The 21,603-nt window shown below is 41.4% G+C and carries 23 protein-coding genes; 22 read left to right on the forward strand and 1 reads right to left on the reverse strand.

The genetic code is table 11. The features are described 5' to 3' along the window. Positions 1 to 61: 61 nt before the first annotated feature. Entirely contained in the window at positions 62 to 1,648 is a 1,587-nt protein-coding gene (locus J4N23_RS00110; RefSeq protein WP_207424970.1) for a hypothetical protein, read from the reverse strand. Between the two features lie 329 nt (positions 1,649 to 1,977). Here J4N23_RS00110 and J4N23_RS00115 point away from each other — a divergent pair, with 329 nt between their 5' ends. The 22 genes from J4N23_RS00115 to J4N23_RS00220 all read left to right on the forward strand — a co-directional run bounded on the left by J4N23_RS00115 (position 1,978) and on the right by J4N23_RS00220 (position 21,596). Beyond that, positions 1,978 to 2,448 carry a JAB domain-containing protein gene (locus J4N23_RS00115; RefSeq protein WP_207424971.1) on the forward strand — a complete coding sequence of 157 codons (471 nt, stop codon included), beginning with the start codon at positions 1,978 to 1,980 and terminating at the stop codon, positions 2,446 to 2,448. A 126-nt stretch (positions 2,449 to 2,574) separates the two neighbouring features. Continuing rightward, a complete protein-coding gene (locus tag J4N23_RS00120) occupies positions 2,575 to 3,201 on the forward strand; it encodes a hypothetical protein (RefSeq protein WP_207424972.1) in 627 nt (208 codons plus the stop codon). A gap of 4 nt (positions 3,202 to 3,205) precedes the next feature. After that, a complete protein-coding gene (locus tag J4N23_RS00125; RefSeq protein ID WP_207424973.1) occupies positions 3,206 to 3,832 on the forward strand; it encodes an Abi-alpha family protein in 627 nt (208 codons plus the stop codon). Positions 3,833 to 4,249: 417 nt separating this feature from the next. Next, positions 4,250 to 5,206, forward strand: a complete 957-nt coding sequence (locus tag J4N23_RS00130; protein ID WP_207424974.1) for a toprim domain-containing protein — start codon at positions 4,250 to 4,252, stop codon at positions 5,204 to 5,206. Between the two features lie 569 nt (positions 5,207 to 5,775). Then, positions 5,776 to 6,159, forward strand: a complete 384-nt coding sequence (gene mobC, locus J4N23_RS00135; protein ID WP_207424975.1) for a plasmid mobilization relaxosome protein MobC — start codon at positions 5,776 to 5,778, stop codon at positions 6,157 to 6,159. Then, a complete protein-coding gene (locus J4N23_RS00140) occupies positions 6,156 to 7,226 on the forward strand; it encodes a relaxase/mobilization nuclease domain-containing protein (protein WP_207424976.1) in 1,071 nt (356 codons plus the stop codon). Before mobC ends, J4N23_RS00140 begins: the two co-directional genes overlap by 4 nt. 12 nt (positions 7,227 to 7,238) lie before the next feature. Next, positions 7,239 to 7,868: a ParA family protein gene (locus J4N23_RS00145; RefSeq protein ID WP_207424977.1), complete on the forward strand. Its 630-nt coding sequence runs from the start codon at positions 7,239 to 7,241 to the stop codon at positions 7,866 to 7,868. After that, the gene (locus tag J4N23_RS00150; protein ID WP_207424978.1) at positions 7,861 to 8,175 is read left to right on the forward strand and encodes a hypothetical protein; all 315 of its coding nucleotides are present in this window, start codon (positions 7,861 to 7,863) and stop codon (positions 8,173 to 8,175) included. The genes J4N23_RS00145 and J4N23_RS00150 overlap by 8 nt, the downstream gene beginning before the upstream one ends. Then, complete coding sequence (locus J4N23_RS00155; RefSeq protein WP_207424979.1) at positions 8,172 to 8,498, forward strand: hypothetical protein; 327 nt, start codon at positions 8,172 to 8,174, stop codon at positions 8,496 to 8,498. The genes J4N23_RS00150 and J4N23_RS00155 overlap by 4 nt, the downstream gene beginning before the upstream one ends. A 38-nt stretch (positions 8,499 to 8,536) precedes the next feature. Continuing rightward, positions 8,537 to 8,845, forward strand: coding sequence for a DUF4134 family protein (locus J4N23_RS00160; protein WP_207424980.1), 309 nt, complete (start codon positions 8,537 to 8,539; stop codon positions 8,843 to 8,845). A gap of 282 nt (positions 8,846 to 9,127) precedes the next feature. Then, positions 9,128 to 11,572, forward strand: coding sequence for a TraG family conjugative transposon ATPase (locus J4N23_RS00165; protein ID WP_207424981.1), 2,445 nt, complete (start codon positions 9,128 to 9,130; stop codon positions 11,570 to 11,572). An 8-nt stretch (positions 11,573 to 11,580) separates the two neighbouring features. Continuing rightward, positions 11,581 to 12,243: a hypothetical protein gene (locus J4N23_RS00170; RefSeq protein WP_207424982.1), complete on the forward strand. Its 663-nt coding sequence runs from the start codon at positions 11,581 to 11,583 to the stop codon at positions 12,241 to 12,243. Further along, on the forward strand, positions 12,240 to 12,872 hold the full coding sequence (locus tag J4N23_RS00175; protein ID WP_207424983.1) for a hypothetical protein: 633 nt from the start codon (positions 12,240 to 12,242) through the stop codon (positions 12,870 to 12,872). The genes J4N23_RS00170 and J4N23_RS00175 overlap by 4 nt, the downstream gene beginning before the upstream one ends. A gap of 14 nt (positions 12,873 to 12,886) precedes the next feature. After that, on the forward strand, positions 12,887 to 13,549 hold the full coding sequence (locus J4N23_RS00180) for a hypothetical protein (protein ID WP_207424984.1): 663 nt from the start codon (positions 12,887 to 12,889) through the stop codon (positions 13,547 to 13,549). After that, the gene (locus J4N23_RS00185) at positions 13,546 to 14,322 is read left to right on the forward strand and encodes a hypothetical protein (RefSeq protein WP_207424985.1); all 777 of its coding nucleotides are present in this window, start codon (positions 13,546 to 13,548) and stop codon (positions 14,320 to 14,322) included. Before J4N23_RS00180 ends, J4N23_RS00185 begins: the two co-directional genes overlap by 4 nt. Positions 14,323 to 14,324: 2 nt before the next feature. Further along, positions 14,325 to 15,416, forward strand: coding sequence for a plasmid transfer protein (locus tag J4N23_RS00190; RefSeq protein ID WP_207424986.1), 1,092 nt, complete (start codon positions 14,325 to 14,327; stop codon positions 15,414 to 15,416). 8 nt (positions 15,417 to 15,424) lie between these two features. After that, the gene (traK, locus tag J4N23_RS00195) at positions 15,425 to 16,045 is read left to right on the forward strand and encodes a conjugative transposon protein TraK (protein WP_207424987.1); all 621 of its coding nucleotides are present in this window, start codon (positions 15,425 to 15,427) and stop codon (positions 16,043 to 16,045) included. Positions 16,046 to 16,342: 297 nt separating this feature from the next. Further along, the gene (traM, locus tag J4N23_RS00200) at positions 16,343 to 17,503 is read left to right on the forward strand and encodes a conjugative transposon protein TraM (RefSeq protein WP_207424988.1); all 1,161 of its coding nucleotides are present in this window, start codon (positions 16,343 to 16,345) and stop codon (positions 17,501 to 17,503) included. Between the two features lie 13 nt (positions 17,504 to 17,516). Continuing rightward, positions 17,517 to 18,335, forward strand: a complete 819-nt coding sequence (locus J4N23_RS00205; RefSeq protein ID WP_207424989.1) for a DUF4138 domain-containing protein — start codon at positions 17,517 to 17,519, stop codon at positions 18,333 to 18,335. A gap of 6 nt (positions 18,336 to 18,341) precedes the next feature. Then, complete coding sequence (locus J4N23_RS00210; RefSeq protein WP_207424990.1) at positions 18,342 to 20,312, forward strand: type IV secretory system conjugative DNA transfer family protein; 1,971 nt, start codon at positions 18,342 to 18,344, stop codon at positions 20,310 to 20,312. Positions 20,313 to 20,400: 88 nt separating this feature from the next. Next, positions 20,401 to 20,793, forward strand: coding sequence for a M23 family metallopeptidase (locus J4N23_RS00215; protein ID WP_207424991.1), 393 nt, complete (start codon positions 20,401 to 20,403; stop codon positions 20,791 to 20,793). Positions 20,794 to 20,816: 23 nt separating this feature from the next. Continuing rightward, entirely contained in the window at positions 20,817 to 21,596 is a 780-nt protein-coding gene (locus tag J4N23_RS00220; protein WP_207424992.1) for a DUF4099 domain-containing protein, read from the forward strand. Positions 21,597 to 21,603: the final 7 nt, after the last annotated feature.

Genomic DNA, 21,603 nt, shown 5'->3' on the forward strand with positions numbered 1-21,603 from the left:
ATTCGATGATGTTAGCATTTTCCCAAGATGGGAAGACATTCTGTTCGGCCATATGTAGTAATTACTTACTGGCTGTGAAAAAATCGAGGGACATTGGCATATTAATAGCTGAATAAATTCCTTTGGTTTCATTATATCCAATTGGATTCTGTTCAATCAGGAACTGCAGACTTTGCTTAAGTTCTGGAATAAATAAGTCTTCGATCATTGTAATAAATTTACCGGATGTCTCATATGCCTTTTTTACTGCGGCGAAGTCCGGCTGATGAAATGTTTTAATTATTGAATCAATCGCTGGCCTATTTTTTTCTAAAGGATGTAATGGATAATCTCTGTCATAGTATATTTCTCCAATCCTGTTATGGATAGCATCTTCTTCATAATGCACATACTTGTTCCTCAAAGTCATTAACTCCTTAGTCTCCCTGTAGATATTACTGCCCATATCTATGTCTTCTGTCAATATTAGTGAGTAAAATCTTAGATTTTTAACTCGTTGGGCGAATTCTAGTTTTAAAAATCGAGATAATACATCGGGATATAGTTTTAATTCCGGTGTACTGCCAATTCGGATTACTAAGTTTAAATAAGACTCTACCTTAAATGCAGCATGAAGAACCATGGATTTCGCAAGTGTATGGTAGCGAACACTATTAGCGGAAAATGCTTCCAACGCTGATGAATACTTACTCATATCGGCTTGCTCACTTACGTGGGTAGCTGGCGCCTCTGGAACCGTCAAATCAATTTCCTCAATTTCTTTCCAAAGCGTCTCCACGCAACGACTATAGCTTTGATAATGGTTGATATAAATCGTATGCTTTTCAAATGTTTTTATCTTCGCTTCAATCTCTTTTATATTACGCTCGATATTGTCTTTGAAAAATAGTTCAACGTCAAACTCCCCGTCAAAGTAATATTGGACTTCAATAATAAACGGTGTTCTCCAGATGTGAATAAAGCCTTTTTTACATTCTAGTACAAAATCCCACCATATCGTATTATCCAATGGTTTTTTAACTTTCAAAAGATCAAAGAAACCGTTCGGCTGCTGGGAAACTTTCAGTGTCAGTAATGCATAAAGTTTGACAACATCCAAGTTCAAGGGTGATATCCCAATCACTTTAAACTTTTTGACGTTAGCAATATTACTTCGATACTTTGTTGGATGATCTCGCCAATTATTGATGTCTTGATAATTTTCGTCGTTAGAGATAAAATGAGGACAACTCTTATTAGTAATTTCTGATCCATGAAAGACTAGGTTCCTAAGCCCCATGCGCACTTCGTACAAATCCAAACCATGGTTCCTTTGCTCCTTGATCTTTTTGTCGTAGTAATAAACAGCAAGGAAAAATTTATCCACAATAAGTGCCATCCACGTATAGACTTGCATCGAAGATGTGTTTTGAAAATCCTCAATGAAGCTGATTTCTGGAAGACTAAAATCATGAGGGATGATGTTATTAGCTTCTATAATATTAGCAATACGTTCATTTACTGGATTAGCACTAATCTGGAAAACTGTGCCAGGAACAACCTCAAATTGATGAAGATTTTCTCTGCCTAATTCTTTTTTCTCATTGTAAGTCCAAGAGGTTGGAATCATTATACTAAATATACTTTCAGGATCTTTAAATAATTTCATAGCATGAGTGGTACTTGTGTTCTTTATCCTAATGCTTTTTACCGGGACAGAAATATACAATTTTTGCGAAGATCACGTCCGCTTAGCCTGTAAAATATAAGGCATTTTAAGACCCTAATTTCACGTAGACCCAAGGGTTTCTCTCATTAATTCTACACTAATTTAGCTTCCAGTACTCACACGGTTACGCTACGCCAAGGTAGTATTCAAAAAATGGGTATCCCTTCGGGAGCCTCCGCATTTTTCGAATCTCCACCTTGACCTTAGTGAGACCTGAAAGCTCAGCGATGCACATAATTAATTCATTTCAAACTTTAAAGAATCCAATTATGAAAAAGCATCAAGTAACAAACGAATTATTCCAGGTAGCAGAAGTAAGAATATCCTACTGCCCACGGATAAAAGCTAAAGATAGACTACAAGTCAATAGCTCTAACGAGTGCATGAACATCTTTAGAAAAGCTTGGGATCAAGACTTAATTGAATACCAGGAAGAGTTTAAAGCTATGTTTCTAAATCGTGGAAACAGAGTAATCGGAATTTATTCAGTATCAAAAGGAGGTACAGCAGGAACTGTTGCTGACCCAAAACTTATCTTTGCAGCGGCTTTAAAAGCTAGCGCCAGCTCTATAATCTTATGCCATAATCACCCGTCAGGAAATCTTAAGCCGTCTCAAGCGGATATCAATCTCACGAGGAAATTAAAGGATGGAGCTAACCTATTAGAAATATCAGTTCTTGACCATATAATCTTGACCATGTTTGATTATTTTTCATTTGCTGATGAAGGGCTACTATAAGCCCTATTTTTGATCGATTTTTTGAAATTTCTGAGATTTTAGAACTTGGGTATAGTAAAATAAGACACATGCTGAGATGTGTAAATTCTTTACATTTAAGGGTAATTTAAATAATAATTTTTGACGATGCAGCCGATATTTTCAAGAAATGAAGATTATAATAAAATAGCTTTTCTTAACTGGCGAATTGAGCAATACAGCGATATTTTAAATATGGTAAATATTGCTGATGGCTTTATGAAATCAGCTATCGAGCTTTCAAATTTCGCATTAACAAATAACAGAGAAAAAGTCGCTGATATTCTTATTTTTCCTATTTTAACTAATGCAAATCACAGTATCGAGTTGTATTTAAAGGCGATAATGTGGATGTTAAACAAAAAGATGGGAGAGGAATTAAAGATAGAGGGAAAGCATAACATTCGTCAAATTTACGCAACAGTCCGGTCAAAAATCAAGTCTTATGGTGGAGGTCTTTCTTTAAAGGATTTTACTGAAAGCACACTTGGACTATCCCTATATATTGAGGAACTATTTGAAAAGACAAATGCAACCCCAAAAGAAGATAAAATGGACTTTTCAAGGTATCCTTTCAGTGAAAAATACGTAAATCATTTTTATGTTGATGAGATCGGAAATGTAGAAGTTGATCTGGAAAATTTTATTAGTCGTTTCACTGAGATACATCAAAGCTTGGACCGAATTTCTGAATACCTTTATTATATAGAATTAAATCAAGAACAAGATTTTTAAACGAATGGAGATTAAAGTTAAAGCACTTGATACGTTAGCTGAAGGGGCTAAGTATTTTCTTCAAAAAGTCATCACGCCTCCTATTGAAAAACTGGGATTATTATTAACTGATAACGTCAAGCTATGGCGATTCAAAAATCAAGTAAAAATATTGGCAGCAGCGGAGCAACACTTGAAAAAACATGGAGTTCGAACAAGAAAAGTTGCATTAAAAATCCTCACGCCAATGCTTGAGGAGTCGTCAATTGAAGAAGATGAATCTTTGCAGGACAAATGGGCGGCGTTAATTGCAAACACTGTATCAGAAGATAGTAAAATAAATACAACGCTTTTTACTCATATCCTTAGTCAGCTTACAAGGTTAGAAGCAGAGGTGTTTGAGCTTATATTTGACGAATGCTGCACTTACAAAAATTCTGATGGAGGCATAATTATCGAACAGAATACCTCTAATTTTAGAGCATTACAAATTAAGAGTTTTGCCCCTGCTATAAACAATTGTGATATAATTATCGATAATTTACTTCGCTTAAGACTTATTCAGGAAGTTAAAACGTACAGTTTAACCATAAACACTATTACTGTATCAGCTCTTGGAAGGGATTTTTTGTTGGCTTGTCGTTATGACTAGTTTGATTATTCAATGCTGGCAAGTCATGAGCTAGCTTCATAATAATTCAAAACCTACCAGTATCACCTCGACTGTAATAGACGGAAGTCTAAATAATCTTTCAAAATTATTTAAGGTATCACCCCTCAATCCACCCCCAATTCCCATTTTCTTACCATCAACTTTGTCCCATCAGCCGGGGCAAGCCCGGAGTTCTTTGACTTCGAGGGATGAAGCATTTTCGGTGAGGAGCCGGAAATTACAGTGCAGTCAGCGCAGCAGGAGTACCTACAAGTAGGTGTTCTTCCCGCAGTTGATGAACCATAGGCAGCCAGTTTTGGCGGGTATGTAGATACCTACGTGGGTAATCCCGGTTGGGAGAGGGGGCGCAAGCCCCTTTTCTGTTTTTATAGGGCAGCGTCCCGCTACATCGATCCTATGAAAAATATTAGTGCAGCTGAAATCAGGGACGAGGTCTCCCTGGTCGATCTATTAACACGTCTTGGCTACGAGCCGAAGCGACATTACGGAAAGGAACTTTTGTATATCTCAATGCTCCGTGAGTGCGATACTTCTCCTTCCTTCTGTGTAAATGGAGAGTTAAATGTCTGGTTCGATCACGGCACAGGTAAGGGAGGGAACATTATTGATTTCGGTCTCGCTTACTGGCCCCGTTTAACCTTTCCTGAAGTTCTGCAAAAGATCGCTGAAGTATGTGCGGCGGATATGATTGCCACCGAACCACTTCGTCCGAAACTGGAGAAACCCAGACTAGCTGTAAAATTGCCTAATTATAAGATTGAACATATTGGCGAGCTTCCGTTCGATGGTCCAATTGCGTCTTACCTAAAGGCGCGGGGAATCTTTGAGGAAGGCAAAGGGTGTTTGCGCGAGATCTTTTATTATGTAGAAGATGAGAAAAAGTTCCGCAAGCATTTCCAGGCTGCTGGTTGGCAAAATGAGAACGGGGGATGGGAAGTTAGGACCAAGCATTTCAAGGGTTGTCTGGGCCGAAAGGGATTAACCGTTATTGAAAGAGATAAAAATAAACTTTCTGTATTTGAAGGGTTTATGGATTACTTGAGTTGGAAGAAAGACAGCCCGGAAGAGAAGGACAGTACGATTATTTTAAACGGAGTCGGGTTTCTCGACGCTGCCATAAAACGGGCTAGAACTTACAAACTTATCAACTTATACTTCGATCTTGACAAAGCAGGAAGAGCCGCAAACAAGGCTTTTACGGAAGCTCATCCAAATGCCGTTGATCGATCTTCGGCTTACATTGGCTACCATGACTATAATGAGAAACACATCGCCGAGGAAAAACAGAAGCAGCAGCTTTTGCAGGAACCTCCAGGTTTTTTCGAGAGGATCAAAGTTCCTTTTCGTCGTTAGCTGGTATATCCTGATATCGAAGCATCTGGTTATCCCGCTGTGAACTTATCTATATCGAAATATATCTAAGAACTTACTTATCCAGATTGATAACTTCTACCTGTCCAGATAGTGAGATAAGTTCTATCCAGATATATAATCATCAGGATATACGGATTAACCGATATCGGGATTTATAAATAGATGCTATCTGAATATTGAACTATCTGGATAATGGGATCATTTTAAATCCGGATGTTTAGAAATACATCAGCATATATATATTCAAATCAATGGATATACAGCTTTTTAGATATTAATTTATTTAGATCAGAAGATATCGGAATATAAGTTTCCGGGAAGATCTCATCAATATGCTCTGAAATACTCTTAAGCTTTAATTCTTCTTTTGCAAAGGAAGGTTCGAGGTTTGTAGAAAGGCTTGAATCGACAGCTTTACTAATAGCTTCGTTTTTGTTTTTGTAACTGCAAGTTGTGCTTTTGTGGCCACAAAAACTTGCCCTTTAGCAGGGGGGACAAAAGTTGCAACTCCTTTTGTCTTGAAGAGCTGAATTTTCAAATCAATGATCATGGCAGAAAAGAAACAATTGCGAGACAGGGTTATAAAAGTCCGGTTGAATGAGCAAGAGTTTCAGGCCTTGCTTGCATTGGAGAAAGAGCTTGGGATTAACAGGACCGATCTCATTCGAAAGAGATTGTTTCACAACACCAATGCTGTCTTTATAAACGCGAAGGAACTACTACGACTTCTTCACTTGCTTGGAGGTGAGATCGGAAGAGTAGGAAACAATATAAATCAGTTAGCAAAGCATGCCAATGTAATGAGTAAAATGGGCGTCTTATCAGATGAAATAATAAAGGATTTCGAGGAGCTTTTTGGCAATTATATCAAACTGCAAGGCGAGTTAGATCGGTTACTGCGTCAACTGCTTCGTGTATTAAACACGCGATGATTGTTAAAATTCTTGGAAGCTCTGCTGATTTCAGCGGTGTAAAATACAACACCCGAAAGATTGAAAGAGACAAAGGTGAGCTGATTAAAGCAGTAAATTTTGGTCCATTAGAGGGAATGGCTAACCTGCGTCCACAAGACTACATTAACTATTTCCGTTCCATTGCTTCTCTTAATACACGGGTCAGGTCTCCCCAGTTTCACGCCGTTATATCCTGTAAAGGCAGGACGAACTCAAGGGAAGAACTTGCCGAAATTGCAGATAAATGGCTAAAGGGAATGGGCTATGGAGAGAACCCTTATATGCTTATTTTTCATAAAGACACCGCCAATAATCATATTCATATGGTTTCAACCCGTGTTGGTCTCGATGGAAAGAAAGTCTCAGACTCGCATGAAAGACTGAAAGCCTATAGAGTGCTCGGTGAAATCAATGGTACCGATCTGAAAACGAAAGTGGAAAAAGATATAGCAGAGTCGCTTAGTTATCACTTTTCTACGCTTGCCCAGTGGAAGCTGATTTTGGAAGGCAAAGGGTATTCAATACAGGCGGAAAAAGATCATTTCAAGGTTTTCAGGTCAGCAGGAGAAGAGGGTCAGGTAAAGCTTTCTCAGGTGAATCAGCGGATTGCAGAACGAGAAAAGGATACGGGAAGAATAATGCAAATCCGGGCACTTATTCATAAGTATCAGGATCGTTTTGATAATCCAAACGCGTTAGCGGAATTTATATCTACCCGATTTTTTCTCGAAACGATTTTTCATGGCACTCCAGCTTATGGATATACCATCATTGATCATAAGGGGAAACAGGTATTCAAAGGAAGCGAGATTGTGTCTCTTGCTGAATTTACTGATTCTCCCTCTGCAGCAAAAAATGTCTCAAACCCGGAACAATTACCAACTGATACCTGGCCAATTGAGGCAGAATCCCCTCTGCTTGAAAATAGGAATGGAGAGATTACCAGAATCCCATTGTACTCTGGATTAAATATCTCGATCGACCAGGACGATGAAGCTTTGAATGCAAAAAGAAGAAGGGGCAAGCTAGGAAGGAATAGACTTTAGATAATATTTAACATGATCATTTTACTTGGAAACCAGAAGGGCGGGGCAGGTAAAAGTACGCTATGCTTGCTTTTAGCCAATTACCTCACGCAAAGAAGGCAAAGACATGTAATTGTCGTAGATATGGATTATCAGCAATCTTTAATGTCGAAAGCGGAAAAAGCAAAGATCCTGTCCGGAGACCCTCCTTATGAAGTACTTCCAGCTTCTTTAAGCCAGTTCGCCTCAATTAAACCGGTATTAGAAAAATCAGGTGACAGAGTTGTTTTAATTGACCTTCCCGGGCTAATTAACGATAATGGACTTATACCCGTCTTCAATTCTACCAGGCTGGTACTATCTCCATTTTCTTACGATGCCTTTTCAGTTGATTCTACTGTCCTCTTTGCTATGGTATTCAGGAAGATAAACCCGAAAGCGCAACTCCTTTTTATCCCCAACAGGATAAAGAATACAGTGAAATATGAAACCCGTACTGAAGTCGATAGAGTACTTTCCAAATTTGGACACGTTTGTCCTGGTATATCTGATAGAATAGATTTCCAACGCATCAGTACAGTAAATACTCCGGAGATTCTTTATCCTGTCGTTAACCCCATCCTTGACTTGATCTACGAATCTTATATCCTCAAATATGAATGAAATAAAAAGCCTTGCAGACGAGCTACGGGAGAGTATGCGCGGAAACGGGAAGGGCAAAAAAAAGACGACCGCCGGGCTCAACCCCGATCTGGAAAGGCTGCTCGGTCAAATCCAGGAACATCCATTAGAGGGGAATGAGAAGGTGCTGGTACGGCTGAATGACAAAAGCCTCTTCATGATGCGGCAGTTGAAAACCTTGCGAGGAATCGATTTGAACCGTTTCATCTCGTTTTGCCTTGACCGCTACTTCAGCGACAATCCCGAATTAGGCACATACATCAAAGAATCTTTAAATAAAAAACTATGAACTGGAACGAATTTTTAATTGGTGTTACCGGCACTTATCTCCTGTATTATTCCGCCAACTTTGGATGGGATATCATCCGACAGCAACGACCGGGAAGGGGGGATCTTGACGAGGATTTGCTTTTTATTGCAGACACGTCCGAACCTATATTAGTTGAACTAAGCCCCCCGGTTCCGAACAGTCCTGACCTTTCACTTGATATCACCGATACAGAAGTCCTGCCAAATTTGGAAGTGCAATCACCTGCAGGAGTTGACCTGCAAGAACTTTACTCACTATTACATGCAGGAATGATCGAGGAAACGCGATCAATTCCTTACTAGTCAATAATCAACCCTTCATTTACCAAACACTTTTTATTATGAAAAACTGCTTCTCAAAACGGGCGCTTTTGCCTGTACTGGCTATTTTATTATCTGCCAACACCTTTGCACAGGGAGGAAGTACCGGCATTAATGCTGCTTCTTCTGAACTGTCATCCTACGTTGATCCTCTCTCTGATCTGATATTAATCATAGGTGGAGTTGTGGGTCTTGTGGGTGGTGTAATCGTCTTTGTTAAATGGAACTCCGGTGATCAGAACATTAACAAGGAGATCATGTCATGGGGTGGAAGCTGCCTGTTTCTGGCACTGGTCTCCCAAATCATTAAAGCATTTTTTGGAGTATGATCCATCACTATCCTTTATATAAGGGGCTTAGTCAGCCCCTTGTATATCGGGGATTAAAAGGAAAGTTCATTTATTGGGCTATAGCTTCTCTTGCTATAGCCCTTGTTTTTGGGTGTCTGGTTGCTTCAATGGTAAATGTATATCTGGGCTGCTTTCTAATCCTCACATTATTTGCTCTCGGGCTTACCTTAACATTCCTTCAACAGAAAAGAGGTCTTCATCCTAAAAACAAAGAATATGGAGTATACGTACGGGAAGTCCGTTTAAAAATTACTTATCACTATGAATAAAGTATTTAAACTGCCTTATGTTGGCATTGATGACTACCAGGATTGGAATATACTTTATACCGAAAGAGGCGATTTCTCTCTACTGCTTAAAATAGAGAATCCAGTCCTCTGTCTCTCTGCAGATGCACAGGCTTATCAGGCATTTCATCAAGTGTTGATGGGGGTGATAAAAATTTTGGGGGAAGGTTATATCCTCCAGAAGCAGGATCTTTTTATCCGGCGTGAATTTCAATCAAAGGTACACAAAGACTATTTGCAGCAGCATTATAGCCAGCATTTTCAGGGACGAAAATATTTCGATCTCCATACTTACCTCATCATTACCCGTGCCGTTAAAAGAAACGCTTTCTATACCTGGAATCAGGAGGTTCTGGATACTACGGTCAGGATTGGAGAAAAAGCCTTTGATATGTTGCACCGTTCTGGCTGGAAGCCTAGGCGAATGGATAAAAAGGAAATTGATGATTACCTCCGAGGAATTGTCGCGATGGATCCTTCAGCAGATGTTCCTGGTTTTGATAATATTCGGGCGAGTTCTAACGGGTTGAAGTCCTCAAATAGGGAGTTGCAAACAATCGTACTTGCTGATAGTGAAACCCTTGATCTGCCAATTCAGGTTTCTCCTTTTTCTTTCAAGAAGAACAATAAAGCATTAGTAGATTTTCCTGCTGATAATTTTTCTTTTCTGTCGGAGGTTCCCTCGGCAGCCTGGATTTTATATAATCAAGTACTGGAGCTTCCACAGCAGCAGAGTTTACTTCGCAAACTGGAACTTAAAAAGAAACGGCATTCCAGTGTTCCAGATCCTGCTAATAAGCTCTGCGTAGAGGATATTTCCAGGCTAATGGATGAAGTAGCTCGGGAGAATCGTTTGTTGGTGAACGCTCATTTTTCGATCCTGGTTTGCGCAACTTCCGAAGACATTGCTAAAGCAGCGAATTTTATCGGTTCCGAGTTGTTTAATGCTGGTATAATCTCTTCTTCAGGAGCATACAATCAACTCGAACTTTTTCGTGCTTCGCTGCCAGGGAACGCAGCTGCATTGAAGTCTTATGATTCCTTTCTTACTACTGCTGAAGCGGCTGCCTGTCTGTTCTATAAGGAGGCCCTGATGAAAGATGAACATTCAGATTTTCTTCTTCACTTTACAGACCGTCAAGGTATCCCTATTGGTATCGATCCTGCCGATTTACCCATGCAACAGAACCGTATCAATAACCGGAATAAGTTTGTATTAGGCCCCTCTGGTTCTGGAAAGAGCTTCTTTATGAATGCAATGGTAGAGCAATACAGTAGCTATAATATGGATGTAGTGATTGTAGACACAGGCGATTCATATTCGGGCTTGAATGCTTATTTCAATGGGAAATATATTACCTGGAAAGAAGACAAACCTATCACGATGAATCCCTTTCTGATCGATCGGGGTGAGTATAATATTGAAAAGAAAGACTTTCTATGTACGCTCATCGGCTTGCTTTGGAAAGGAGCAGAAGGAGTATTAACCACTGTAGAAAGAGATGTAATTGCTTCAGTGGTCAGCGGTTACTATGCTTCCTGGTTTCTTGGTGGCGGCAGTATTCCGGAATTAGGTTTTAATAGCTTCTACGACTATTGCCTTAAGCGAATACCAGTTATTAAAAAGGAAGAGCGGATCCCTTTCGACCTTGATGAATTTAGATATGTTCTAAAAAAGTTTTACAAGGACGGCGAATTTGGGCAGATCCTGAATGAAGCAGCCGACAGCTCCCTGTTTTCTGCGCCCTTTATAGTTTTTGAAATTGACGCGATCAAAGAGAACCGTGTTCTTTTTCCTATTGTAACCCTGATTATTATGGATGTTTTCATTCAGAAAATGCGACATCGCAGGGAAAGGCGCAAGGTCTTGATCTGTGAGGAAGCCTGGAAGGCAATTGCCAGCCCACTTATGTCAACCTACCTGCTTTACTTATACAAGACCGTTCGCAAGTTTTGGGGAGAGGCGATAGTTGTAACACAAGAACTCGGTGATATTCTCGGTAATCCTGTCGTCAAGGAAAGTATTCTAGCGAACTCTGATACCGTTTGTCTGCTGGATCAATCAAAATTTCGGGATAACTATGATGAAATAGCACGCCTTCTGGCCATTAGCGAAACAGAGAAGAAGAAGATCTTCACAATTAACCAGCTTGATAATAGGGAAGGACGGTCGAGGTTTAAAGAGGTCTACATCCGGCGAGGAAGCTCTGGTGAGGTTTACGGTGTTGAGGTTAGCCTGCATCAGTACCTGGTCTATACAACAGAAAAGCCCGAGAAAACAGCAGTGGAGCATTACGTAAATCGCTTTAGGGATTACCGCAAAGGTCTGGATGCTTTTGTAAGCGATCTTACTCAATCTGGTTTAAGTCTCTCCGCTTTCGTTAAACAATTGCTTCAAGATAAACAGAATAACTACTAAATCTACCTATGCTTAAACATCTATTAGTTTTCCTCGGGTTACTGCTATCAATCCGGGGAAGTACACAGATCTATGTAGATCCTGCAGTCGCAGGAGCAACGGCCGCTCACTCAGCTATTATAAATAGCCAGCTGGAGAAGACCAACGAACGCCTTACTCTTATCCAAAAGGCTCAGTTGGCGGTCACAGGGCAGCTTGTAATCGTTAATGAACTTCAATCCAATATTTATAAAGGCTTGTCTGAAGTGGCAGCAGTTATGCGAAATCTTCTCGCGGTAAAAGATATTGCCGAGGCTAGTGCAGATATTATCAGCAATGCTGAAAAGGCACTTGCTCTTGGTCGGGAAGATCCTCTTTTACTACTGTTCGCGGAGGAAGGGGCACGGGAATTTAAACGCAGGGGAACAGCTCTGGCGGCGGAAGTGGGATCTTTCGCCCTAACAGGTGGAAAAAACAATTTGATGGACTCCGGCGAACGCTCTCGTGTGCTTAACAAAATATCCAGAGAGCTAATGATATTAAGGGGCGTAGCTTATGGGATGCAAAGAACCATGTACTGGGCAAAACGCAGGGGGATTTGGAATTCTATCAATCCCTATGCTCGTTACATTAATATGGATAAGAATCTCGCTGATAATATTTTAAGGAACTCTAAATTATTGAAAAGATGAAGTACTTCATTATTCCCGTACTTGTTTTAATAACCATGAGCAAGGCAAATGCTCAACTGAATGTTCAATTACTGCATCAGTTGGTTGCCGAAAACAAGTCAGAGTTCAGTAGGCAGCAGACTGCCAGAAACAGACAGGGGCTCGTTTCAGCACAGGAGGAAGTTAACCGCTCAAAAATGGAGAAGCTCAAGGGTAAATACCGGGAGATTAAGGAACGCTTTCATATCGCCACACTACTTGTTTCTACTGCTGGAATTGCCCCGGATGCCTGGCCTGTTGTACAGGATATTTATAATTCTCAGGACGCTATCCTGCAGAAGGCAAGAGACAATCCTGTCTTGTTGCCGCTGGCTCTTGTTGTAGAAGAAGAGATGCTCGGAGAGGCTATGTTGCTGTTGAATTTCCTGTATGGACTGTGTCTGACAGTCGGAGACCTTAACCAGATGAGACCCTCTGACCGGAATATTCTTTTTAATCACGCCCTTTCCAGGTTGAAGAGAATTGCAGCAGACAGCAAGGGACTAGAAATGGCCTTATCCAAACAAGGTTTCCGGCGAAGTTCCAGTCTTCCTGATTTGATCACTCAGGATCGGCGTCTTGCAGGAGATATTGTCGAAAGGATAAAGTAATTAAGGGATAGACTATGAAGAAAAGACTCATTCTGTTTTTAACCCTGCTTATTCCGGAATTGCTGTGGGCCCAAGCAACCGTATATGATGCGGAACATTTCAAACGAGTAATACTCAATAGTTCCTTCCGTGAACTGGCAGAGGTCAAACATCAATCATCGCTCAAAAAGGTTCAGGAGGATATAAGTGATATCCAGCTCAATCTCAATGCAGTCATTTTGGTGCAAAACCTTATACATAAGTCGCTGACTCAAGTTGATGCAGCTTTGAAGAGCGGAATGTCAGTTATCCAGATAGGAGAGGTCACTTCGGAAATAATCACTGAAAGCAGAGAAGTATTGGAACTTGCCCAAGGAAATCCGACCCTGCTGCTTTTTGCTGAAGAAAGCGCTCGCTACCTGAAGGATCGCGGGCTAAAACTCGCAACTGAAACCGGGAGCTTTATTCTAAAGGAAGGCAGTGATGTATATATGGATTTTGAAAAACGTGACGCACTCCTAAGGAAAGTCATCCTCGAACTAAAGGTGATTCGTTCACTACTTTATAGCATTTCAAGAAGTATGTACTGGGCCAAAGTTAACGGGGTGTTCCGGAGTCTCAATCCCTACCGAAATTTTATCAATCGAGATAAAGTATTAATTAAACAGATCATTATAAAAACAAGACTACTAAAATGAAAAGAAGAAAAACATGGCTGACGTTATGCAGCTTTCTTTTACTTAGCATAGCCACTTTTAGCCAAACTCCTATTCGGGATATTCATATTACCCACCAGCAGGAGCGCATGGTATATTACCAGTGGGACCGCTCAAAATTTAGTCCTAAAAAGGGTTTTCTAGGACTAAATCCGAATTACTGGCTGACCTGGGGACTGCATCCAGATTATCCTAAATCAGACAAACGGCCTTTAGGTCCTTCGGGTCCTCAAACGCTTCGCCTTGGTTTGGTACTGGCTCTAGAAAACTCGTCGAACAAGTATCTTACCGAGTCAGATACCCTGGCTAATGTCGCTGTTTCCGAAGCGCTTAATTATTCACCTTTTGCTGCCGCGGCAGATCCTCTTTGGTTACTGTATTACCAGAAAGAATTCAGGGTGCTTGAGGAAAAGGCAGATCCATTACAGGGGTTAGCTGAAAAGGAGAAGACATACCTGATCAGCTCTGGCTTACTTAAATGGTACATGGATGAACGAGAAGCTATCAGGGAACGGCTAAAGATCGCAAGAAATACAATCCTGGATAGAGGCTCCAGAACACTAGCCTGTCAGAGAATTCTTATGGATATGGAGGTACTTGAAGCAACATGGAGCTCTAAACGACAGCGGGTAACTTATTACTTAAGGCTGAAAGAGAAACGTGACACCTTAAGAAAAAAGGCAATTCCAGTTAGGAAGGAAGGACGTTCTGATAAAGATATTGCCGAGTCCATTTTACTAAACTCTAAACTATAGCGATGGGAAATCTATTAGCCGTATCAACAGTGCCGGATTCTTTCAAAGACACTTATCATTTCTTACAAGGAAGTGGTGTTTATGAGGATGGTATGATGCATTTCCTACATCTGTTGCGTGAAACGGTGTGGACTCACTTCGATACATTTATTGCAGATGCGCAAGCCCTTTCCTGTATTTTCATGCTCCTTTTCTTTGGAATGAAAAGCTGGGAAATGATTGCCGGCGACAGCAAACTCGAAGTGATGCCACTCTTGCGCCCCTTTGCGCTTTCAATGGTGATCCTCTGGTGGGGAAATTTTATAAAACTTGCTGCTTTTCCAACCGACCTGATCGCTACTAAAACCGAAGAGCTTTTTGAGGGAGGACAGCTTGAAGTGGACAACCTTCGCCTGGAGCGAGCGCAATTGGTTGCTGAACTGGGCAATCAGCTTATGAAGGTTCAGGCTGAAACAGAGACGGCAAAAAAAGAGGCAGATACCTGGTACGAAAACGCCTGGGAATCTGTCAAATCTTCTGTTAAGGAAGGATTCTCCGAGGTTTGGAATCCTATTGTTGAACTGCGAAACAGGATGCAGGTAAGTTTTCAGTTACTGATCACCTCACTTGTGGAAACACTTGCACTATGGTTCCTTAGAATTTGCGTTTATATCGTTTTCCTCTTCCAGGTAGTCTTTTCGACGATCTTGGTCATTCTCGGACCTTTCGCCGTAGCGATTAGCATACTCCCGGCATTCCGTGAATCCTTTAAAACATGGATTGCACGCTTTATTTCCGTCAACCTTTACACCGGCATAGCTTATCTGGTCCTTTACGTTTCCTCGCTACTTCAGCAATTTGCTATGGAAATGGAGATATCCAGGTACAAAGAACTGCTGCAAGGTGATGAGGCGATGGAGAAGATAGCTGTCTTTGCTACCAATGGCATGCTAAGCTTTGGGATTGTGGTCGTATCTTTTATAATCAGTGGATTATGCATGCTGACAGTTCCCAGTATCTCAACATGGGTGGTCTCTACATCTGGTGTTAGTTCAGCTGCATCAACCGTGGGAAGACGACTTTCATCCATTACAACCATTGTAAACGGTCTTTAAGCGAACTTATGATCATACGAAATATTGAAGCAAAGATCCGGCTGGCTGCTTGGCTGTCGGCCGGTAGTTTTATTTGCGCTGTTTTGGTTGCAGCCATAGCATGTTTCTTTGCGTGGAAACAGGTAACACTCGCCCGCAAAAGTATTTATGTTCTGGACGGTGCCAATATCCCTGTAATGGCTGCTCAAACAGATGTAGAAGTGAACCGACCTGCCGAATACAAAGCACATGTTCAACGCTTTCATACCTTATTTTTTTCTTTAAGTCCAGACGATAAATACATTGAATACCAAATGAAACAAGCAATGTATATGGTGGATGAGAGCGGTGCACTTCAGTACAATAATCTTAGAGAGAAAGGATACTTCAATTCGATTCTTTCTTCCAGCGCGGTACTGACCATTCGTACAGATTCGATCATTCTTGATCCTGCCAGAAAGTACTTCAGGTATTATGGGAAGCAAAAAATTGATCGAAGAAGTTCCTCCCTGATTCGCTCTCTGGTTACAGAAGGTTACCTCAAGGATCTCGAGATGCGATCGGAGAACAATCCGCACGCGGTGTTAATCACGCGTTGGAAAACTCTTGAAAATAAGGATATCGAAAGCCATGAGAAAAATGACCTTTAATCGAAGGATCGGTCTAATATCTCTACTATCTACTACCTTCCTCATTTCTCTGATACTTACAATTGTCAGATATCCATCCAGAAAAAAAGCTATTCCCATTGCCCTTCCAGCCTTGTCTTCATCAAATTCATCCGGGCTAAGTCAGAACCTGGCAGATCTAAGCACCCTCCTAATGCTGCAAGCGCGAATGGAAAGGCTCCTATCCAAAGATACGGTATCAGCAATGGACAGTTTGGAGGTGAGAGCAATATTTGCGGAATTGGACCGAATTAAAAAAAACATCAAAAAATAACGCTTATGAAAATTGATTTCAGGCAGCCGCGTTATGTGCTGCCCTTAATTTTTTTACCCTTTCTAATACTCTTCTTTCATGTATATCATAGAAATTTTGCAGAAAAGAAGAGGCAGGCTGATAAAAAGGAAGGCCTGCAGGAAAACCTGGCAGAAGTGTCTCCTGAAGTGCGAAATATGAGCCTAGCTGACAAACTGGATGCTTACAGGGAGGACTATCGTACAGCAGACGGCTATACAGCAATAGGTGAACTTGGGACAAAGGAACAGCAGGATGCGAGTATGCCGGATTTATATAATAATCGGGAAAAACAGCTGCTGGATTCTTTGGAGCAGGTTTCAAAAAATAGATCGCCCAGAACGCAATATCCCGGGTCAACCAATTTTGGTAACAGAGATGAAGCCTACAATATCAGGGCAACGTTACAGGAAATAAAAAGGCAGCGTTCAACAGCGAGAAAAAACGAAAGTGATGAACCGGATCCGATGCAGCTTTTTAGAAGGCAGATGGAATTTGCCGACAGCATGGCCCGTGCTTCGGACCCTGAATATCAAAAGGAGATTCGGAGAAGAAAAGCACGGGAAACGGCGGAACGGGCTGCATTATCTGAAAAGACCGTTCGCGTGGAGAAGCTTAAGAATAGCAATTCCGGAATAAATTCGACTCACAATGCCGAGCCAGTTTCCTTTGTTTCAGCAATAATAGACCAGGACCACTCCGCATATCGCGGATCAAGAGTAAGGCTTAAACTTCTGGAAGATATTAAGGCGGGAAATGTTTTAATACCGGCAGGGAGTGCACTATATGCCCAGGTTAGCAGTTTCGGCACAGAGCGTATAGGTCTTAAAGTAAGTTCCTTGCTGTCCGGCAATACTATCCTGCCAGTTCATTTGGAAGTTTATGATCTTGACGGATTACAAGGTTTGTACGTCCCGGGTTCACTGTTCAGCGACCTCTCAACGCAGTTCAATACTTCTTCAGGATCTGCCTTGACCGAGCTTGTTGCTGAAGGCGAAAGCGAAAGCAAATTAGCTATGAGTCTTTTTCAAAAGATTTTCCAATCGGGGTCTGCCGCCATCAGCCGTGCCGCAAAGAAAAACAAGGCACGCTTCACCAATAGTACCAAGGTTTATCTAATAGACCCTAAAGAATTGAAAAACAATTAAAATAAAGATCACTATGAAAAATCTATTCACAAATATCATTCTCATTTTTTCGTGCCTTACCGCTTTAGCTCAGGACATCGCTTTAGACACAGATCTTCCCGGAATTGCGGTCAATCCAGACGTTACGCTCCATATTATTTCACCTGATAATATTCGGTTCGCTGAAATATCCTCGCCCGCTATTAAGGTTGCTCTACCGGAGAAAAACATCATTCAGGTGAAAGTTTTACCGGATTCCGTAGTTAAATACGCAACGTTTGACAGGTCAGCGATTCTGACTATTGTCGGCGAGCATTTCATAACACAATACAGGCTTTATCCTTCTAATGGACATGTAGTTACCCGAATCTATATTTCAGCTTCCGAGATGAAAGCTCTTGACACAAATACTTCTTCGCTTTCGGGAAGCGAGATGAGAAATATAGCTTTTTCCCTGACAAAGCGAAAGCCAATTGCTTTAAAAAGCGCTACTTCAAACGGGTTAAAGGGGCAGGTGAATCAGGTTGTGGCTACGGGTGATTATCTCTTTTTAGATTTAAGCTGGCAAAACCGAACGGGATTGAAATACGATACGGAATCGCTCCGCTTTTTTCTGGAAGATAAGAAGACCAGAAAAGCAAGTAACCAACAATCACTTCCCGTTGTTCCCTTATTTTCGCTGTATAAAGACCGGTCATTCAGGCAGCGATTCAGAAACATTTATGTGATTCCTAAAATGACCTTCGCGGCAAGCAAAGTGTTGCGGATTGAGCTATCCGAAAGGCAAATTTCCGGAAGGAATTTAAACATGAAACTAAATAATCGTGATCTTCTTGAAGCTGATACCTGGTAAACCATTATGCAAGAAACAAAGGAACAGCAAGGTCTGCATCGTCTTCTGCAGGTTTGTGTCTACTTTTCATTGCTCCTGGAAGTCCTTGTATTTGTTTTTCCGGGTTCTGAACATCATGAACTATCTGGCTTCGTAGAAAGACTGCTTGAAGGAGTTGGCCGGTTAATTATATATCAGCATATCCTCTACTCGAAGTTCTTTACTTTGTTGCTGATATTACTTGCCTCAATAGGAACATTAAGCAAGAAAAAGCGGAAACTAAATCCGCTTACACATATCGTGCTGCCTTTAGGCGTAGGCTTGTTGCTGTTCTTTGGTTCAGCCTTGCTTGTAGAATGGAAAAATATAGCAGGGAACAGGATGTACCTTCTTCTGTATGCCATTACTAGTTTTAGCGGGACTCTTCTAATCCACCTGGCGTTAGATAATATATCCAAGATTATTAGTTCGAAACTGGGTCAAGACCTTTGGAATATCGAGGGCGAATCTTTTCAGCAGACGGAGTTGCTCCGACGATCAGATTACTCGGTTAACATACCAATGCTATTTTACTATCAGGGAAGAGTACGAAAGGGTTGGATAAATGTAGAAAGTCCCTTTCGGGGAACTCTGCTTATTGGTACACCGGGTTCAGGAAAGTCTTTTGGAGTAGTAGGGCCATTTATCCGGCAGCTGATTAATAAAGACTTTACCATGTGTCTTTACGACTTCAAGTTTCCGGATCTGGCACAGATAGCTTGGTATCAGTTTAATAGGGCTAAAGCAAAGGGAAAGTGCAGAAATTACAACTTTCATGTGCTTAACCTGAGCGAAGTAGAGCGTAGTCGGCGAATTAACCCCTGGAGAAAAGAATATATTACAAGTCTTGCAGATGCTTCTGAAACGGCAGAGGCATTGGTAGAAGCATTAAAGAAGGGAGATCGAAGTGGAGGGAGTGATCAGTTCTTTACGCAATCAGCAGTAAATTTTCTGGCTTGTTGTATTTATTTATTTAGCAGGGCAGAGGGTGGTAGATACTCGTCTTTGCCCCACGTCCTTGCCTTTCTCAATATGAGCTACGAAGAAGTTTTCGATTCGCTCTTTTCCGAACAGGAGCTACACTCGTTGCTTTCCCCTTTTTTAAGTGCCTATAAGGCTAAAGCTTTCGATCAATTGGAGGGGCAGGTAGGAACCCTTAAGGTATTCATAAGCAGGATGGCGACTAAAGAGAGTTTTTGGGTATTCTCTGGTGACGACTTCGATCTTAAAATATCATGTATGGAAGAACCTTCTGTCTTGGTACTTGCAAACGACCCAGCCACACAGAACATTAATTCTGCCTCTTATTCCATTGTGCTTAATCGCCTCACTCGTCTGATCAACACTAAGGGAAACAAGCCTTGTGCTCTGATCATAGATGAAGTGCCAACTCTCTTTCTGCACAAAGTTGAAAACTTAATAGCGACGGCAAGGAGTAATAAGGTTGCTGTCCTTCTTGGTCTGCAGGAACTTCCGCAATTTATGCAGCAATATGGAAAGGAAACCTCATCCACAATTACTGCCGTCATTGGCAATGTATTATCGGGATCAGTACGTAACAAAGAGACTCTGGATTGGCTTGAGCGGCTCTTTGGTAAGGTGAAGCAGGGTTCTGAAAGCTTAAGCATTGATCGGAATAGAACAAGTATATCCTTATCAGAGAAGCTCGAACCACTTATACCAGCTGGAAAAATAGCATCACTACGTTCCGGAGAATTGGTAGGACTCCTGGCAGGAGAGCATTCAGATGATTTTACAGGCCAGTACGAGAGCGCTGCTGTGCATTGTAAGGTCAATTTAAATATAAAAGAGATAGAGGATGAGCAATTACGCAGACATGAGATGCCTCTCTTTTACGATTTTAAAGGGAAGAAGGATGAGATCCTTAAAAGCAATTTCTTACGAATCCATCGGGAAGTTCGCGAGTTGGTTGGGCGGATCAGGAGTCCAAGTAGTTAAAGTCGGCTTTAGAAAATGCTTGTTTGTGTTACTGGCCACAAAGGTTGCCTATTTGGCCGGTCCTGTTTATGGACAAAATTATTATTCAATGCCTCTATCCAATCTTAGAATCACCTCAACCTTCGGTAAACGCATTCATCCTATAACCAGAGATGTTCAGCAGCATTTCGGGCTCGATCTGGTGGCTGATTATGAACCTGTCTATGCTGTTCTGTCTGGTCAGGTTGAAAGGGTGGGGTATCATAAGGACCTGGGAAATTTTTTGGAATTAAAACAGGGATCTTTTCTGTTCCAATATGCTCATCTATCATTATCGCTGGTTGCACCAGGAGATGAAGTGTCTGCAGGAGAGATCCTGGCTATTAGCGGAAGTAGCGGCAAGGTTACCGGCCCTCATCTGCACTTTGCAGTGCGTTTCAAAAAGAGCTGGATTAATCCTCTTTATTTCCTTCGAGATCTCAGCCTGTCGGCTAATGAATAAGCTTAACACTAAATTTTTACTATATGAAGAATGAATCCAATCAGGAAGAGCTTCCTCAAAAAGCTCTCGAGTCAATCGGCGTGTGGAAGGACGGTAAAGCCTTGCTTTCCAAAGAAGACTTAGATGCTCTGCTTGCAGGCAGAAGAACTTCGTTTATTCGGCTGGAGAACCTTCACACAGATGGTTTTCAGATTCCTCAGCTTGATGTTAAATTATCGCTAAGCCTCAATGCTGAAGGGAAGCCGGATCTTGTCTTTCATCCGATCTATAAAGAAGCTAAACCACATCCTCTTTTGACGGATGGCGAAGCCATGGATTTAATTGAGGGACAAAAGGACAGTTTACTTAAAACCTACAAGCCTGAAGGTAAGGAAGCATTACAGGTTGTTCTGCAGTACGATAAGGATACCCGGGAGTTTATAACTTATAATCCTTCGAAAGTGCAGGTACCTGAAGAAATTAATGGGCAGAAGCTCACGGAGAAACAAAAGGAGTCATACAAGAGAGGTGAGCTTATTACATTAGAAGACCAGACGAATTTGCGTATTGCAGCATCCGATAGCAAAGGCGTACTATCTGATAAAGCAGCCTTGATATTGTCTTTTCTTACCGACGGAGGAATTACTTATCTGGTAATAAAAGGATTGAAGGACCTCGACGGAAGGTTGCCTGCAACTGGTTTTTCTGAAGGTTATAAGAAAGCTTTAGAGGACATGGAAAGGCGGGATCCTTCTGACGACAAGGAAATTCGTAAAAATTCTCCAGAGATAAGTAGAGGCTATAGCCGGACAGGGTCCCGTTAAGCTTTTT

The sequence above is a fragment of the Pedobacter sp. SYSU D00535 genome, from assembly GCF_017355855.1.
Taxonomy (GTDB): domain Bacteria; phylum Bacteroidota; class Bacteroidia; order Sphingobacteriales; family Sphingobacteriaceae; genus Desertivirga.